At 53.5% G+C, this 17,871-nt stretch carries 15 protein-coding genes and 1 riboswitch; of the genes, 3 read left to right on the top strand and 12 right to left on the bottom strand.

Features of this window, described 5'->3' with window-relative positions:
- Positions 1-182 precede the first annotated feature (182 nt).
- From BMW43_RS13665 to BMW43_RS13650, 4 genes are all read right to left on the bottom strand, one after another.
- Entirely contained in the window at positions 183-1,883 is a 1,701-nt protein-coding gene (locus BMW43_RS13665; protein ID WP_091748587.1) for a ShlB/FhaC/HecB family hemolysin secretion/activation protein, read from the bottom strand.
- Positions 1,884-2,387: 504 nt separating this feature from the next.
- Positions 2,388-3,308: a hypothetical protein gene (locus tag BMW43_RS13660; protein WP_091748584.1), complete on the bottom strand. Its 921-nt coding sequence runs from the start codon at positions 3,306-3,308 to the stop codon at positions 2,388-2,390.
- Between the two features lie 139 nt (positions 3,309-3,447).
- Positions 3,448-4,515 (bottom strand): hypothetical protein, encoded by a 1,068-nt coding sequence (locus tag BMW43_RS13655; protein ID WP_091748582.1) that lies wholly within the window; start codon positions 4,513-4,515, stop codon positions 3,448-3,450.
- A 181-nt stretch (positions 4,516-4,696) separates the two neighbouring features.
- Positions 4,697-5,263, bottom strand: a complete 567-nt coding sequence (locus BMW43_RS13650) for an NUDIX hydrolase (protein WP_091748579.1) — start codon at positions 5,261-5,263, stop codon at positions 4,697-4,699.
- A 185-nt stretch (positions 5,264-5,448) separates the two neighbouring features.
- Between BMW43_RS13650 and BMW43_RS13645 the strand changes: the two genes are divergently transcribed.
- The 3 genes from BMW43_RS13645 to BMW43_RS13635 all read left to right on the top strand — a co-directional run bounded on the left by BMW43_RS13645 (position 5,449) and on the right by BMW43_RS13635 (position 10,175).
- Positions 5,449-7,173 (top strand): methyl-accepting chemotaxis protein, encoded by a 1,725-nt coding sequence (locus BMW43_RS13645; RefSeq protein ID WP_091748575.1) that lies wholly within the window; start codon positions 5,449-5,451, stop codon positions 7,171-7,173.
- Positions 7,174-7,376: 203 nt separating this feature from the next.
- On the top strand, positions 7,377-8,861 hold the full coding sequence (locus BMW43_RS13640) for a class I adenylate-forming enzyme family protein (RefSeq protein WP_091748572.1): 1,485 nt from the start codon (positions 7,377-7,379) through the stop codon (positions 8,859-8,861).
- 84 nt (positions 8,862-8,945) lie between these two features.
- Positions 8,946-10,175, top strand: coding sequence for an aminopeptidase (locus BMW43_RS13635; RefSeq protein ID WP_091748569.1), 1,230 nt, complete (start codon positions 8,946-8,948; stop codon positions 10,173-10,175).
- A gap of 105 nt (positions 10,176-10,280) precedes the next feature.
- Here BMW43_RS13635 and BMW43_RS13630 read toward each other — a convergent pair whose 3' ends face one another.
- The 8 genes from BMW43_RS13630 to BMW43_RS13600 form a co-directional block, all read right to left on the bottom strand.
- On the bottom strand, positions 10,281-10,463 hold the full coding sequence (locus tag BMW43_RS13630; RefSeq protein WP_091748566.1) for a hypothetical protein: 183 nt from the start codon (positions 10,461-10,463) through the stop codon (positions 10,281-10,283).
- 85 nt (positions 10,464-10,548) lie between these two features.
- On the bottom strand, positions 10,549-11,175 hold the full coding sequence (thiT, locus tag BMW43_RS13625; protein WP_177173600.1) for an energy-coupled thiamine transporter ThiT: 627 nt from the start codon (positions 11,173-11,175) through the stop codon (positions 10,549-10,551).
- Between the two features lie 62 nt (positions 11,176-11,237).
- Positions 11,238-11,348, bottom strand: a riboswitch (TPP riboswitch).
- A 46-nt stretch (positions 11,349-11,394) separates the two neighbouring features.
- Positions 11,395-12,126, bottom strand: coding sequence for a thiamine diphosphokinase (locus tag BMW43_RS13620; RefSeq protein WP_091748561.1), 732 nt, complete (start codon positions 12,124-12,126; stop codon positions 11,395-11,397).
- 72 nt (positions 12,127-12,198) lie between these two features.
- The gene (locus tag BMW43_RS21190) at positions 12,199-12,363 is read right to left on the bottom strand and encodes a hypothetical protein (protein ID WP_177173599.1); all 165 of its coding nucleotides are present in this window, start codon (positions 12,361-12,363) and stop codon (positions 12,199-12,201) included.
- 104 nt (positions 12,364-12,467) lie between these two features.
- Positions 12,468-13,652, bottom strand: a complete 1,185-nt coding sequence (locus BMW43_RS13615; RefSeq protein ID WP_091748558.1) for a MalY/PatB family protein — start codon at positions 13,650-13,652, stop codon at positions 12,468-12,470.
- Positions 13,653-13,821: 169 nt separating this feature from the next.
- Positions 13,822-14,580, bottom strand: coding sequence for an IclR family transcriptional regulator (locus tag BMW43_RS13610; RefSeq protein WP_091748555.1), 759 nt, complete (start codon positions 14,578-14,580; stop codon positions 13,822-13,824).
- Positions 14,581-14,639: 59 nt separating this feature from the next.
- Positions 14,640-16,280, bottom strand: coding sequence for an HAL/PAL/TAL family ammonia-lyase (locus BMW43_RS13605; RefSeq protein WP_177173598.1), 1,641 nt, complete (start codon positions 16,278-16,280; stop codon positions 14,640-14,642).
- A 51-nt stretch (positions 16,281-16,331) separates the two neighbouring features.
- Positions 16,332-17,867, bottom strand: a complete 1,536-nt coding sequence (locus BMW43_RS13600; RefSeq protein ID WP_091748549.1) for an amidohydrolase family protein — start codon at positions 17,865-17,867, stop codon at positions 16,332-16,334.
- Positions 17,868-17,871 lie beyond the last annotated feature (4 nt).

The raw sequence follows: 17,871 nt of genomic DNA, 5'->3' as shown, positions 1-17,871 counted from the left end.
GTTCGGCCGCCTGGGAATCGGCTACCGCTTCCGCCCCCACGATTAAGGGTTGGCTGACTAATGCGAAGATGGTTACATAGGCTATTTTCTTTTTTAACCACAACGGCAGCAGCTTGTCCGCCGTAAAAAATCCAGTAGCAGGCATATAGACACTCTCCTTATTGAATACAGGTTGCATCCTGTCAATATTGGTAGTTGAGCATAAAGTTCAAAGGATGACTGGAGGTTTCCAGCGTAGCTGGCTTGTGCAGCGGCCAGCCGGTATTGACATCGTAGCTGAACCTTCCTGTACTGCCTCGCAGACCCAGTACAGCGCCGCTTAAGGAGTGGCCGTCCAGGAATTGAGCGGATGGGCCGCTTACCCGTCCGTAGTCCAGTCCCAGATAGAGTTCCTTTCCGTTATGAACCGGCAGGCTTATTTCATTGCGGACATACCAGCCGTTTTCCGCTGTCAGGGTTTGTTCCCCGTCAAAACCCCGAACGGTATATTGGTTGCCGATGCTGAACTGATCGGAGGTGTAGAGCACATCGTCGGTTTGCTGGGCTCGGAAAGAAATCTGATATTGTCCTGTTTTCTTGCCCAATTTAAGCGGTGTGGACAGATTGGCGTCCAGCGTCCACAATTGGTAGCGGGTAGTTGGCGAGTCTCCACTGGCAGTATCAGGCTGGGCACCAAACCAAGGCACGCCCCAGCGATAGGCCAGATCCAGATCGAGGACAGTTTTGCCGTAGTACTGGTGATGGGTTAAAGCCAGTTCGTCGGCCGTGACGTCTTTTCGCTGGTTGGGAAGTTCGGTATCACTGAGATAGTTGCGGGAGTCTTTCTTGATGATCCGGAATTGGGCGCCTGTTTTACTGGTCTGGTCCCGATGCAGTAGCCGCTGGGCTCTAAATTCGGTAGTTTGACTGGTACCCGAATAGGGAAAGGTCTGGTTGGTACCTAAGACGGTCTGGTGGTAGTCATAAGTACTGTTGGACAGGCTAAAAGTCCAGTAGCCATAAGGAAGCGAGTAATAAAAACTGCTGCCGTTAGTCCCCCGGAAAGATCCATCATCCATAGCGTCATTATTAAGCGATATATAAAAAAGATCATTTTGGTTGGTCAGGTTGTCGAGCGACAAGGTAGCCGAAGCTTGCAGCTTGCCGGTTGCCCGGCTGCCCGAATTGTCAAGCGAGGAGGAAAACCGCCAGGGCTTGGTATGTTTTAGAGTGATGACGATATTACTTTCACCAGGCTTTTCACCAGGTTCGATTTGCATATCGGCATCCTGGGAGGGTACCCGTTTAAGCTGTTCGAGACCCTGTTCCAATGCCCGGAGATTAAGGATATCACCACTGCGGGTCGGAAAAGCATTTTGCCAGTAACCGGTTTTCCCGTCACTGGCAAAACGAATGCTTTGGATAATGCCTGGGATCAGAATTAAGCGGAGGGTTCCCTGGGATAAATCCTGTTCGGGGATAGCAATCCGCGTGGTAATATACCCGTGGGCTATCAGATCGTTAGTCAGGCGTTTAACAATCAGGTTGATGCCTTCGATTCCAATCCGGCGGCCTTGATATTGCTTAAGTTTTTCCTGCAGCCAGGAAAAAGCTTGTATCCGTTCGCCTTCTAAGTGTACGGTATGAATAGGAAAGGAGATGGTTTCTTCCGGTAGGGTTGTATCATCTGTTGTCTTTATGTCTTTTTGCAAGAAACTGTCGGCCTGTCGCTGCCGGTTTTGGCGTTCCTGGGTTTCCTGCTGTGTCCGGCGCCGCAGTTCTTCTTTGTCCAGTTGACTGTCGTCCTGGGCGTAAGCGGTTAGGGTGTTAGTAATGGTCAATACGAGGAGTGCAGCCAATGCTGCATAGCGGCGGCCGCTGGTAGAATGAATGAATTTGAACATGAATTCGCCTCTCTAAACAATTTTTTTCTTATGTTCCCATTTTCAAAAATCAGGTAATAGATATCTGCCTTAATTAAGAACAATTTATAAATTTGCCGCGAATAAAAGATTTGTTTTTTACATTTTTTCAAAGAAAATTCCAAGAATTTTATATTTTACATAGATTTCTATTTTCCTCCAGGAAAATTCCAACTTTCGTCCGACATAAAATCCGGTATTTCTACAAAAATATTTATTATTTTGCAATATTCAACTCTAATTTGTTGCTGGTTTGTCGTATTAACAAAAAAAGCGATTTATTTTTCAAAAAATCTTTTGAAAAATAAATCGCTTTTTATTAGATTATTCACTTACGGTGACATTGTTTAAGGCCTGTAAGCAGTCTCGCTGACCACACAATATCAGAAGATGGCCGTGCTAACCTCTGCCCAGGAACGAAATAAGTATATCCGGCCTCGCCATTTTTCTGTCAGATTTCCTAAACAGAACCTCCCATGCCGGCCATTATTTCGCCAACACATGGTTCAGATATCGGTATACTTGGGTCAAATCCGCCTGATCCTGAATGTGCAGGCATTCTTCCCGTCCGTATTCTTTAAACAGGCATTCCAGTTCTTCGTCTTCGGCGTGCAGCGCCACATTGGCCAATTGGGCGAACGGGATAATCCGCCAGGCAGGCGGTTGGTCAAGTGCCGGCTGGTTGATCATATAGAGTGCCTGGTCGGTAACGACCAGAACATGACTGTCGTTTTCCCACAGCACTTCAGCACAGACAAACTGTACCGTCTCTCCCAGCCACAAGCCGGACGGGACCTGGGCCAGCAGTTGCTGCAGGGCGCCGTCCAGCCGGGCAAAGTCCGGTATCTGTTCGTGCAGTGACAGTTTCATCTCAAAATCGCCCTGGATGACAGTATAATACAGGCCTTCCCCGTTCAGGATGTCCAGCACAGGACGTATCTCTGCCGCGCTGTTTTTATAGGCAATCACGCCAGGCACCAGTTCAACGGCCATGCGCGTAGCCGTTGTACCCCGGCTCAATACCTGACTTAACCGTCCGATCAGTCGCTCCTTGTCGGCAATCGTCTTAAGCACTACGCTGTATTGTTCATCGGTCGTCCCCGGTCCGGCGGCAGGCGCAGCGCGCCGGGTTTCTGGTGCTGCCGGCCTGGCCGGTTTGTCAGCTACTACAATTCGCCGGGGCCTCACCTGCCGGCGAGCCGACGCGTGTTGAGGAACAGCATCGATCAACGGCGCCTGGTCAGATACAGAGGGTAAGGCAACATCATCCACCGGCTCGGCCACCGCCGCAAGAAAACTGTCCTCCTCCGGCATTAGCCCTGCCAGCTTCTGACCACAATGCACGCAAAACCGGATACCTTCCCCCTGGGGCAAACGACCGCCGCAGGCCGGACAAAATCGCATCATGCTGTCTCCCCTCCTCTTTCACCGGCAAAGCCGGACGCCAGCTTGCCGAAGCCGGTAAGTCACCGGTGCATCGATTCATTGTATGTATAAAATTCAACCTGTTTCCGCAAATTCCTCTGTGCCAGACCGGTCAAATCAATTAAGACTGAGGCAGAAAAACGAGACGCACCGGCAGGTTGGAGCCACCGGGCGGGCTAAAGGTGAAAGCCAGCGGCACACCGCCGTCAAAGTTCCCCAGGAAGGTAAAGTCCCGCCTGGCGTCAAGGCCGTAACTGAGCCGGCCCCGCGGTGTTGCCACCGGGCTCCAGTATACGTCCGGCGACTGGATGCCGACGGCGCCGGCATATTCCCCACCCCGTGGCGCCAGATAGGCGGAAAAAGCACTGCCGGTTTTCGAGGGGAACGGAATCTGATAAACAATCCCGTAGTTGCCGTAATTAACGACAGACGAACCATCGGTGGCATCCGTGCCCCGTACATAGCGGTCCCACTGGTTATCGGCCAGCGTAATGGCTATTGCCCCGTCTGTTGTCGGATTATATGGCTGCAGCGGCACAATCATCCGGTTTGCTCCGGCGAAGGTTCCCCGCAGATGAACCGAATCGGCCGGCAGAATCTTGGCCGTCGGATAAAACCGGTCGCTGTCCGCCAGCAACGGCATCATCAGCACCCGCACGGTGACCGGTTTATCGGTTACAAAGTCATAAATGCCATGGGCCAGCATATTGGTCAAAATAGCCGTTTGATGAATATCCGGGGACAGACTCCTGCTCTGGCGAGGCGGAATGGTCAACTCATAAGGCTGACTGCCGGTCAGGTAAGCCCGCAACGTTTCCTTGCCAACCGTCATCCAGCTAAAGCCGGGATCACTCCGTCCGTACTTCTGTACCTTGATATGAGCCGGTTCGGGTCCGTCATTTTCAAGGATGACATCCAGCCGTTTGGCTGTTGGCGCCGCGTTGACATGATAGTAAAAAAGCCGCACCGTTCCATCCACTTTATCCTGATAAAGAATGCCGTCCTGCGACACCATTTCAGGACTGTCCGAAAGCAGCAGCGTGCCCCCGTCCGAACCTGCCTGCACTTCCCATTCGCCAATATAGTCGATATCTGTATCCTGCAGCCCTGCCGCCTGCACCGGGGAAAAACTCCCCTGCAGGCAGAGCAGCAGCAGCAAAAGCCCTGCCAGGCGTTGTATTCTCGCCATTTTCTCCTCCTTAAATAAACATACTTTATATTATCCGGCAACGGAAAAGGGTGTGCCACAGAAGATAAGGAACCCGTGCGGGCAACCTTAACGCCTGTACCACACCCCGGTATAGCGTCTATACCGTTTCAAAAACCGGACCATGTATCTACCCGGATTTACCGATAAGCAAGTGCCCGGCCTAACCGTCGGCCAGGGCTTTCACCTTCTCCATCAGTTTTGTATAGACCTTTTTCATATGCGGCTCCTCGGTACAACTGCCAAGCTCGGGCAGCGGTATCCAGCGGACCGCGCTATTTTCATCCTGCTTCACGACCAGTGCCTGATCTTCCGCCGCTTCCAGCAGATAGGCCAGCGACAGGTGAAGATGAGGGGCCACATAGCGCCCCCGCCGGTAGTGACCCAGCACCGGCAGCAGATCGAGGGAAAACACGCCGGGAATAACCGGGCGTATCACTTTGACACCGGTCTCTTCCTGTACTTCCCGGCAGGCGACCTGTAAGAGGTCACTCTCGCCATCGGCATGCCCGCCTGCCCAGGACCAGGACTTATATATATTGTGATGCACCATCAGCATTTTATCCCGGGCCGGATTGACCACGCAGGCCGAAGCCGTGACATGAACCAACTCGTTATCCCTGGTCAAAATATCGTCAAACCGGGTCGCATAGTGCAAAAAAAGCTCTTTATCCTTTGCTTCCTGTTCGTTATAGGGACGATACTCCCTAACCGCCTCCAGCCAATGCATATCCTTCGCTCCTATTCTTTTCCATTATACCACAGATTTTGCCCTTTACGGACAGTTTCCCGGTCAGTTCTTCTATTTAATAAGCTGGAAATTTTTTCTTTTTTACGCAGGAATATTTAGAACTTTCAGCGAATTATAACTTTATTAAATTGTTTATAAACTATTTTCAGGAGGTGACTTATCTTATGGGCCAAACCAGGCTAAAAAGGGCTCAGCCGTTCATGGACAGACTTGGCAATCGTTCGCTAAAAACCAAGTTTATTGCCGGTCTGATTACGGTTTCCGCCATCATAAGCGCCATCAGTCTATTTACTTTTTATCTGTTATTCTCATCCATGGACAAGCTGAACACCATGATCCAGATTACCATTGAAAGCAATGAGATCTACAATAAGGCCAAAGCGACCGAAGACAACGCCACCCAGTTTCTCACCCTGAGAAAGCAGGAAGACCGGGAAGCCATTGCCGCCCAGATGGACGAAATAACACAGCATCTGGCTTATCTCGAAACAACGGTGAGCGACCAGGAAAGCCAGTCCAAGCTCGGGTCGGTAAAAGCGCTGGCCGCAAATTACAGCGAGCGGCTGACCGCGTTGATCAGCTTTACGGAAGCGGGGCAGCTGAGCCAGGCTATTGCCGCAAAGGAAGAACTGGTCAAAGCGACCAATTTTCTCAAAACAGGCATCGATGAGTTTATCGCTACCGAGCTAAGCCATGACAAAACCATGAAAGAAAAACTGGACCGGGAAGCCCGGCTGACCGGCCTGGTCGGTGTGGCCCTGCTTCTTCTGGTGGCCGCAGCCAGCACGGCCGGCGCCGGACGGTTTTCCAACCAGATCGCCAATCATCTCAGTCAAATGGCCCGCTATGCCCAACAGATTGCCGGCGGCAACCTGCAAACCGAAAAAATCAGGGTAAAATCCCGGGACGATCTTGCCCTGTTAGCCGAAGCCTTCAATCAAATGTCGGAAACACTGCGGGAACTGATCGGTAAGATCAACGGCACCAGCACACAGGTAGCCCAGTCGGTGGGTACCCTGAAAACAGCTATGCAGCAGAACTCCCGGGCTATTGAACAGATCGCATCCTCCATTCAGCAAGTATCGGACGGAACGGGCCGGCAGTTTCAGGCTTCGGAGCAGGCTGCCGACATCATTACCCAGCTCTACGAACGGAACAAAACCATTGCAGAAAACGCCGGCTCCGTCACGGCGGCCACCGGTCAAGCCGCTGAAGCGGCCAGCGCCGGCAAGGAAAAGATGAGCTCTCTGCTAAGCCAGATGGACGTCATCCAGCACAAGATTATCGACGCCAAAGAAATCACCGACCATTTGCAGGCCCGCTCCCAGGATATCCGGCAGGTTCTTGACAGCATCACCAGCCTGGCTTCCCAGACCAACCTGCTGTCACTCAACGCTTCCATTGAAGCCGCCAGAGCCGGGGAATATGGCCGGGGCTTTACCGTGGTGGCCGATGAAATCAGGAAGCTCTCGTCCAATACGGCAGAAGCAGCCAAGGACATTACCAGAATGCTGCAGGACATTCAGACCCGTTCCCAATCGGTTGCCACCAGCATGACCACCGGCGTCGAGGAAGTGAAGGAGGGCCTGCATCTGGCCGAAGAAGCCATCCTTTCCTTCCATAACATTGTGACCACCAGTGAAAACGCCGACACCCAGGTTAAAAATATCAACCGGGAAATCGAAGATATCGCCAAAGACATTGCCCAGGTAGAAGAAACCAGCCAGAATATCCTGCAGATCGCCAAAAGCTCTGCCGACGGCAGCAGCGAAGTTGCCGCCGCCATCGAGGAGCAGAGCGCCAGCATGGAAGAAATTCTTTCCTCCCTGAGCATCGTATCGGACATGACGGAAGAGTTGAAACAGTGCATTCTTAGGTTCAAGCTGTAGTAAACCAATCCTCATGCCGGACAGTTTCGTCTGTCGGCATGAGGATTTTTTGCGCATAAAAACCGGGCAAGCTTTAAAAGCTAGTAAAAAGAAATCGTGGTTTTCGCCGCTGATTGTCAAAAACTGCATAGACACCCTGCCCGTTTTGCGCTACAATGCGGATAGAAAATATCAACTTGACAGCCCCGGAGGGAGGAGTAGTATTGCTTGTTCATGAATTAATCGGGCAAGGAACAAAGAACGACCCCGTTTTTTATTATCCCCGGCAGATGACCTACGGGGAACTGGCACAAGAGGTTGACCACTACCGGGATTATTTTTTTGCTTGCGGCATCAAGACCGGCGACCATGTCGGACTGTTCGCCAAGAATTCCATTGAATTTGTTTGTACCTACCTGGCGCTGACCAGCCTGGGCGCCATCGTCGTTCCTATTAATTTTCAGCTGACCGCCCGGGAAACAGCCTATATCCTTCACGACGCCGCCATCCACCATCTGGTGACGGCGGCACCGCTCGACCTGGCCGGGGAACTGGCAAAATACGGACGCCAGGAACTGAGCCAGCTTACCTTTGCCGTGATTAAACAGACGCTAAGCCAGGAAACCTATCCACCGGCGCCACCACTGCCGGCCGAGTTTGACGCGCAGCAACCCTGCGTGATTATCTATACCTCCGGCACCACCGGCCATCCCAAGGGAGCGGTCCTTACTCACGAAAACCTGGTCGTCGACGCCCAGGCGTTCAGCCATATGCTGCCGGTAGAACGCCGGGACAATGTCCTCTGTGTGCTGCCCATGTATCATTGCTTTGCCTGGACCTGCGCCATTTTAAACGCGCTTTGGCTCGGGGCCGGCATTACCGTACTGGAAACCTTCGCCCCTAAGGAAACGGCAGCGGTCATCAAGGAGCACCGGGTTACTGTCATGTACGGCGTCCCGCCGATGTACAACCTGCTGTCCCGCCTGGCCCAACCCGACGCCTTGCGTACCGTCCGCATCTTCGTATCCGGCGGTGCCTCGCTGCCGGTGGAAATGGCCAAACAGTTTGAAAGCATTTACGGCACGCCGATCATCGAAGGCTACGGTCTGTCGGAAGCCTCACCGGTGGTCACCTTCAACCTGCCGGAAAAGAGAAAATACGGCTCCATCGGCAAAGCCCTGCCGGGCATTACTGTCGCCATTGTAAACGAGAACGGCCAACAGTTGGGCACAGGGGAAATCGGCGAACTGGTTGTACGAGGCCCTATTGTCATGCAAGGCTATTGGAATCTGCCGGAACAGACGGCCCAGTCACTGCGGGACGGCTGGCTTCACACCGGTGATATTGCCTACCGGGATGAAGATGGCTACTTTTTCATTGTCGATCGCCTGAAAGACATGATTATCAGCAGCGGCGAAAATGTCTATCCCCGCGAAATCGAAGAACTGCTCTACACCTATCCCGGCGTGGTGGAGGCGGCCGTCATCGGCGTACCCGACAGCCTGCGGGGCCAGGCCATTCGCGCCTATCTGGTCATGCGGGAAGGGGCGTCCTTTAACAAACGGGCCGTTAAGGAATTTCTGCAGGCCCGGCTGGCACCGTATAAGCAGCCCCGCGACATTGTCCTGGTTGACGCCCTGCCGAAGACTCCGACGGGCAAACTGTTAAAACGGGCGCTGCGCGAAGAAGCGGCCGCCACCAAAAGCTAACTGCCGGCCAATCAATTTGATTCGACACGCCGCCGGCTGGCGCTGCATATCCTAGTTTGTAAACCATAGGAAGGGAGACTGTCCATGAATACGCAATTACTTGAAAAATATGCCCGTTTGATTGTAAAAACCGGTATTAACTTAGAGAAAAACCAGACGCTGGTTATCAATTCCCCGATTGAAAGCGCGCCCTTTAGCCGGGCTCTGGCGGAAACCGCCTATAAGGAAGGGGCCCGGGATGTGGTCATCGTCTGGCGCGATGAATTATTCACCAAAATCCGCTATACCCATGCGCCGGAAGAAGTATTCAGCGAATATCCCGACTGGCAAAAAGAGCTGTACATGACCTACGTGCGGCAGGGGGCCGCTTTCGTCAGCATTGCCGCCTCCGATCCCGAACTGCTGAAGGACATTGAACCGGGGCGCATCGCCAAGGCCCAGAAGGCCGGCAGCACAGCGCTGCGCGAATACCGGGAGCGTCTGATGAGTAATCAGAACACCTGGTGCGTCGTGTCCGTTCCCACCGCGGCCTGGGCCAGGAAGGTATTCCCGGACCTGTCGGAGGAAGCGGCCATCGCCAGACTCTGGGAACTGATCTGCCAGGTCGTGCGGGTGGATACTCCCGATCCGGTGGCCGCCTGGAACAGCCACAAGCAAAACCTGCAACAGCGGCTGGATTTCCTAAACAGCCACAACTTTAAAACGCTTCATTATAAAAATTCGCTGGGTACCGACCTGACCGTCGAGCTGCCGGAAGGCCATATCTGGCTGGGCGGCTCTGAGCACACGCCGGCCGGCCGGGAATTCATCGCCAACATGCCGACCGAGGAAGTCTTCACCCTGCCTCAACGGACAGGCGTCAATGGCAAGGTCGTCAGTTCCAAGCCGCTTAACTACAACGGCAATCTGATCGACGGCTTCACGCTGACCTTCACCGACGGCAAAATTGTCGATTTCACAGCCAAAACAGGCTACGAAAGCCTGAAACATCTGTTGGAAACTGACGAAGGAGCCAGCTATCTGGGCGAAGTGGCACTGGTACCCTTCGACTCTCCTATCTCCAATGCCAACATTCTGTTTTACAACACTCTATTCGATGAAAACGCCTCCTGCCATTTAGCCTTCGGCAAGGCCTATCCGGTCTGCCTCGCCAACAGCGAGAACTACACGCCGGAAGAACTGGCGCAAAAAGGCGTGAACGATTCACTGGTCCACGAGGATTTTATGCTCGGCACCGCCGATCTGGAAATCATCGGCACCACCCGGCAGGGACAGCAAGTTCCTGTTTTTAAAAACGGCAATTTTGCCTTCTGATTTAAGCGCCCGGTCGGGCGCTTTTTCTTTTTTCTCCGGCATTGCCGGTCGACCATGTTAGTCTCGGGCCAGCTACTGATCAAGGTAAAACAAAAGGGAGAGCTGTCAGATCAGCTCTCCCCGGTCATAGGTATAGTCAAATTCTACATTGGAAATATTGTTGGCCACAATATCGTCGGCAATCGGGTCGGGAAAGATCCGGACATGTTTCGACGAATACACCTTGCGGCGAACCGGTTCAAAATAGCCCCGTTCATTGGGCGCGTAAGCAGGTCTTCTCTTTTTCATAGCGCTACTCCTTCCCGATTGAATTACGCTGTTAGTTTGCCCCGCCGCCACAAAAATATGAAAAACAGGCACTGGAAAAGGCCGGTTATTTTGGGATGGTCCGCAGCACTCTGCCAACCGGCAGTACTTTAAGAATAACCAGGCAAATGACTAGCTCCGGCAGCAGGTAGCTGCCGTTAAACACCAGGGAATACCAATAGGGAGACATCCCCTCCGGCGCATAGCTGGCGAAAAAAACAACGCCCGATATAAAATGACAGATAAACCGGCCGACTACGGCAACCGTCGCACCTAAAAACGGCCGGTCCCGGAAAAAGCCGGCCAAGCCCATGGCCATGTACGGCAGGGGATAATCAAACAGCACCTGGACGGGATGCAAAATATAAGGGTCCTGCAGCAGGTTAAGCAGCCCGTAAACAAAACCCGCCAGATAACCCACTACCGGCCCGTAACGGAAGGACAGCAACAGGAGCGGCAGCATGGCTCCCAAGGTGACACTGCCGCCCTGAGGCATATGATACAGCCGGAAGGTGTGCAGCACCACCGTCAGAGCCAGCGCCAGACCGATATGAACCAGCAGCCGGGTATGAATGGTGATTTTTTTGATATAAGCAAACGCTACCAGCAGCGCTACCATTCCGATCAGGGCAAATAGACTGGCCGGGTTTTCGGAAAGCAGCCAGATAGCGCTCAACCAGGTTGTCTCTTCCATCTTTCTCATCTCCTATGTAATCATATCAGCTATGCAAAAAACCGCATTCCCGAGGAATGCGGTTAAAAAACGTTTCGCTTCCCTACGCTGGCATGACCCAGATCAGGTGAAGGGTTAATGATTAGATCATTTCTCAGCCTAGTGCTCCGCACCTGGCACCCCTAGCACAGTGTTATGCTCTTTTTATGGTTATTATTCTATAGCGCGCCATCTGTCCTGTCAACTGTCCGCCGCTACATGAGCGCTCTGCCAGCACAGGTAGACCCCCAGACTGCCGCTGGCCAGGGCCACGCTGACCTCGGCCGCGGCCGGGCGGTTGCTGACGGCATAAGGCAGGGTGCTCAGCAGTTCCACCCTGTCCAGCGGCCAGTGGACGCCCTGGATACTCACGCCGCTGCAGGTGCCGGACAAAGGCAGAAGAGATATAACCTCAGGCGCAGCGCGCCAGGTAAGCCGGACCGCGTCTTCGCCTTGCAACAGGAGGAGTACCTCCGTCTGGTCGGCGGCCAGACAGCGGGAAAGGCCCAAGGCGGCGCAGCCTGTCAGTGAATAGATATTGCTAAAGGCATGATCAAACCGTCCGCCCCAGACGCCGGTAACCACCACAGCTGCCTGGCGGTATACCGTGCTGGCGGTTTGCAGGGCAAGCTGCAGGTCGGTAAGATTTTTTTCGGCCGGATATTCCTCCATCGGCACTCCCAGTTGCCGGCCCCAGGCCCAGCCGGCCCCGCTGGCGCTGTCGCCGTCACCAATCACCCGTTCAGGGACAATCCGGCTGCGTTGGCAGCAGTCAATGCCGTGGTCGACGCACCAGACGGCGCGGCCGGCAGCGGCCTCTTTCAGCCAGACCGGCTGCGGCGCCCGGCCGCCGGCTGCCAGCAGGACCTCCCGTTCCGGTGCCGGGCCGGGGAATAGGCAGTCCAATTGTGGCAATCGTATCACATGGTTCATACTGGCAGTCTCCTGTTCTCTTTCTTTTTGTCCCGGCAACGACAAGGATTAGCACGGTAAGAAAAAAGAGCCCTATGGCTCTAGCGGTTTCTTCGTACATCGTTTATATTCGTCCATTTTTTCCCGGAACGCTTGCATAACCCGGATGGCTTCCGGTGATCCTACGCCTTTTTTGCTGATAGTATCATGCAATTTTTCTTGCAATTGCTCCACTTCTTTCCATAGTTCCTGACTCATGGCTCTGACCTCCAATTGCAAATAATTACTATCCATAAGTAATTATACCACACCATGAGGGGAGGAAAAAAGTAAAATTCCTTTGGCCACCGGCCGGGAAGGACTCAGTCCTTGTCCCGGCGTGCGGCAATTGCCTGTTTAAGCTGGGTCAGCGCCTTGGTCAGAATACTGCGCGGGCAGGCGGCGTTGAGGCGCATATAGCCGTCAGCCTGTTCACTGAACCAGAAGCCGTCGTCCAGAGCCAGCTTGGCCTCGTTCAGCATAAAATCGTGCAGTTCGGTACGGTTCAAGCCCAGTTCACGACAATCCAGCCAGACCAGGTACGTTCCTTCCGGCTCATTAGGCTTAATTTCGGGAATATGGGTCCGGCAGAAATCACCGATATAGGCAAAATTGTCCTTTATATAGGCATTGACCTGCTCCAGCCACTCCTCGCCCTGACGATAGGCCGCTTCCACCGCCACCAGACTAAAGCAATTGTTGCGGCGGATATCCAGGTTTCCTAAAATCGCATCAAACCGGGCTTTGTATTCGCGGTTGGGGAAAATGACAATGGAAGCCTGCAACCCGGCCAGATTAAAGGTTTTGCTTGGCGCAATACAGGTAATGGTATTCTGCCGGAATTCTTCCGAGATACTGGCAAAGGGGATATGCTTATGTGCGGAATAGACCAGATCAGAGTGGATTTCATCGGCAATCACGGTAACGCCGTGGCGCAGGCAGAGCTGGCCCAGCCGGACCAGCTCGTCCTTGTGCCAGACACGCCCCACCGGATTGTGGGGACTGCACAAAAGCAGATATTTCGCACCCTGGGCTGCAAGTTCTGCCAAGTGATCATAATCCATCTCATACCGGCCATTCACATTTTTCAGGGGATTCTCCAATAGCTGCCGGCCATGGCTGCGCACCACGTCAAAGAACGGATAGTATACCGGCGACTGAATAATGATCTTATCTCCCGGCTCGGTAAAATGTTGAATCATCATACTTAACGAAGGAACCACACCGGGGCTATGTAGCATCAGACTTGGATCGGCCGACCAGCCATGGCGCCGGCTAAGCCACTCGCTGACTGCCGCAAAGTAGGACTTAGGCCGTGACGTATAGCCGAATATACCTTGCTCAGCCCGCTGCCGGATGGCTTCGATAATAGGTTCGGCCGTGCGAAAGTCCATATCGGCCACCCACAGGGGGACCAAATCCTCCCGGCCGAATTTTAAGCCTATTTCATCATATTTAGCGGCAAAATTATTGGTCCTGTCAATTACGGTATCAAAATCATATTTCATAGCCAAATCTTCTCCTTTATCTGCATTTACTGCCTAGTGCTGCATCCGGCGAAAATCTGTAGCAGATCACCGGCCTTTTTGCCGTCAGTCTTCGTTGTCGTCGGCTTACCTATGGCCGATAGGCGCGCCTTCTCCGCCTCGCCTGACGGCAAAAATTCTCGATGCCATACTACACTTTTCCACCGGATGCAGCACTCGTCTCCTGGTGCTGGAGACGTCCCGAAATTTGTCCGGCTGCCTGCCGGACGGTCTGCGCCAGCGCCGCCAGGTCTTGCTTTTGCATGCGTTCCACCGGCCCGGCAATGGTCAGGCTGGCCATAATCCGCCCATAGGCGTCATAGACGGGAACGCCGATGCCCATCACATCCTGATCAATTTCCGCGACGGTTATACTGCACCCTTGCTGCCTTATGGTCTCCAAATCGCGGGCAACAGGCCCGGGATCACCGATATGTGCAAGCACCTGTTCAATCACTGTTTTATCCTCAAACGCCAAAATGACTTTACCGGAAGCACTGACATGCAAGGGTAGAATCCGGCCGTTCGGCAGGGAAAAGCGAATGGCCCGCTGGCTTTCCACCGACTGAATACAAACAGCATGGATGCCGCTGCGCACCATTAAGACCGAAGTCTCGCCACACTCTTCAGTCAGACCTTCCATAATCGGGCGGGCAATAATGAACAGCTCCCGGTCCATCTCCTGATACAGGCAGCGCGCCAAATCCAAAATGCGAAAACCAAGGCTGATTTTCCCTTTTATTTTGCGCTCTACGATCCCGTTCTGTTCCAGCGTTCGCAGCAGCCGGTAGGCCGTGCTCTCGGGAATGTTCACCTGGCTGGCAATCTCGCTTACCGACAGTTGTGTCCCCGTAGCCGCGATAGCAAATAAAATATCCAGTGCTTTGGCTAATGTTTGTGCTTCTCCCATGATGAATCTTCCCATCTAAAGACTGTTATCTTCTGCAAACTTCGGCAGGAGCGTTACGCTCATCCGATTCCGGCCGCCGTTTCCGCTATCGGACACCCTTGCGCTTCATATAACTTAATTATACGAATAAATTCGGATTGGTCAATCAATTCAATAACCCGGTATAAATCTTCCCGGATATACCGGTCGTTCTGCATACCCTGAGTATGCTGGCGCAGGCAACCATAAATGGCCTGCGTGCCTATTCCCAGTGAAAGGCCTTGCATATTGCCGGCAATCAGTTCAATTGCCTGAGCCGCACACAGCATTTCCACTGCCAGGACCTTATTAAGATGCTCCAGAACCAGCATGGCCTTGCGTACAGCGCCCATGCCCATACTGTTGTGATCTTCCTGATTGCTCTTACTGGGGACCGACCCAATGCTGGCCGGCGCCGCCAGGATTCGCATCTCACCGATTAAAGCCGCCGCATCGGCCTGCACCAGGGCAAAGCCTGTATTAAGCCCAACCTGGCCGCCGGCCAGATTGGACGGCAAACCATAACTCATGACCGGGTCAAGCAGGCGGGCTGAACGCCGTTCAGACAATACGGCCAAATCGGTAAATACAATGGCCAGAAAATCCATGGCATAGGCTAGCAGCGCCCCGTGGAAATTGCCACCGCTCATGCTTTCATAGCCCTGGTCCGATTCGAATAGCAAAGGGTTATCGGTGGAGGCGTTCAGTTCCCGTTCTAAAATGGTTTCAATATATTGCAGAACATCCCGTACAGCGCCATGTACCTGCGCACTGGACCGGAAGCTGACGGCATCCTGCACCCGGGGCTGGTTTTCGCCCAGCCTTTGCCGGCCTGCCTCAGACATCCAGGAGCTACCCGCCGTCAAAGCACAAATATTTTTTGCTGTTTCCACCTGCGCCGCAATCCCTCTGGCGGCATGAATACGAAAATCAAAAGCCTGCCGTTCGCCGCGTATGGCCTCCAGGTTGAGGGCCAAGGCCGCCTCAGCCGCCACGATCCGCTTGGACGCCACATAGTAGCAATGTACAGCCGCTGCCAGCATAACCGTACTGCCACTCATCAAGGCCAGCGCCTCCCGGGCCGCCAGCGAAAACTCCACCGGACTGATCCCGGCCTTAGCTAGAGCCGTATCGGCGGTTTCCACCTGTCCCTGATACACTACACGCCCTTCCGGATAGCCGGCCAGGCACAGTCCCAGATGTGCCATAGGCTGCAAATCGCCGACGCCCAGTGAGCCGATCTGCGGCATTTGCGGGATGATACCGGCATTGAGTAGCAGCAGAATGCGGTCAATCAATTCCGGTCTTACCCCGGAATGGCCGCGTGATAGGACATTGGCCCTAAACAGCATGGCCAGACGGGCAATCTGACTGTCAAACGGTGCGCCAAGCCCCACTGCATGAGAATATAAAATATTCTTTTGAAATTCGGCCTGATCCTTTTCACTGACCACGAAATCCTTCAGCTTCCCCAAACCGGTGTTCAGCCCGTAGACCACCCGGTTCTCGCTCTTCAGCCAGGCTTCCAGCTGTTTTCTTGAAGCATCCACCTGCTGTCGCGCGGCATCCCCTAGCTGCACCTGTATGGACGGGTCCTCCAGAAATTCAACCACCTGCGCAAAGGATAGCGAATTTCCGTCCAGTACGATTTTATTAGTTTCATTAGTTGCCCGACAGCTCATACTCTTCCCTTCCCTCATAACAAATACATGAACCAATGTCTATCCCATGATTTACCGCCGGCTGTTCACCTGATAAAAGGCGTGCTGCTCGGGTTCCAGCCAGGTATTATACCAGCTTTGACAATACGGTTTCAGTTGCTGCAAAGTCTCCGCCTGACGGCGCATGGCGGACGTAATCCCCTTATCCGCCGCTTTGCGCACTTCCCGGTAAAGGGCTTCTTCATCGAGCGTCGTGATCTTCCGGTCTTCCATCACCAGACGGCCGCCGATTATGACACTGGCCACATCAGTTCCCAGCGCCCGGTGAATGAAGATATCGGCAATGCCTGTTTGGTCCGACATCCACGGCGAATTGAGCATTCGGTCAAGATCGACGACAATCAGATCGGCCAGCATCCCCGGTCGCAAAGCTCCGGCTTTTCCGGCGAAACCAACCACCGAAGCGGCGTGGCCTGTCGCCATTTCCAGCACGGTAAACGCATCCAGAACCGGCGTATCCAGGCGGTAACCGGGAACCCGGTGAAGCTTGTGCATCATGCGCAGCTCCATGATGATATCTTCATCATCATTAATGGTTTTATCATCCATGCCGACAGCTACCCGGATACCCTGCCGCAGCAGTTCATATACCGGCGTGATCCCGTTTCTCATTCCCAGATTGCAACTGGGATGAGAGGTAACAGCCACATTGTGCTCGGCCATGAGCCGGATATCCTCTTGGGTAACCCAGATGGAATGAGCCAGTACGGTGTTTTCATCCAGCAGTCCCAGGTCCGCCAGATAGGCAATTGCCGTTTTACCGTATTTTCGCAGGGAAAAAGCCTTTTGAACCGGTGTTTGCAGGCAGTGCATGTGAATCGGAATTTTCCCCAGCCGGTCTGCCTCTTCTTTCGCTCGAATCAAAAACTCTGCCGTACAGGCCTGAGCCCAGCTGGGGCTTAGAAAAATACGGGTATCCTCCGACTGATAGGTACGGTATAGCTCGGCAAACAGGGCAAAATATTCTTCCTCTATTAGTTTACTGTCCGTCCGGGCCAAAGGTTCTGCCACAGCCCGCAGCTCCGCCGACAGTGTCGCTAAAAAACCGTCCGTATCCAAAACAAGCCGGTCTATATTTCTGACACCGGGAGAATAGGCCAGACGGATACCGGTAGCCAGATATGCTTTGATCGTCGTTGCCGCCTGGTCAGCCGCGCCAGATCCCGTAGTATCAAAGGCATTATTATGAATCAGGGTAGATCCGTTGCGGATATGCCGCACAGCACACAAAGCGGTAATCAATTCCGGGTCGAGCACAGGCATAAAGGCCCAGTCAAACAGGTTATTTTCCAGAAAGTCGTTAGGCACGCCCTTTTGCAGGGGACTTAGCCCCCGGCCATGACTATGGGCATCGATCAGCCCCGGCAGCACCAACTGCTGCCCATCTCCCACCACAGCAGCCTCCGGATGCAGTTGCCGCAGCTCTGCAAACCGGCCTGTCGCCCGTACGTATTTCCCTTCCACCAGCACGGCTCCGTCTTCGATGATGCCGGTTTCCCGGGCCGCCGCATCGGTGATCACATATTTACCACGAACCAACGTTTTCATCGTC

This window comes from Propionispora vibrioides (genome assembly GCF_900110485.1).
Lineage (GTDB): Bacteria > Bacillota > Negativicutes > Propionisporales > Propionisporaceae > Propionispora > Propionispora vibrioides.
Note: the sequence above shows the minus strand (reverse complement) of the source record. Positions and strands in the feature narration are given on the sequence as shown.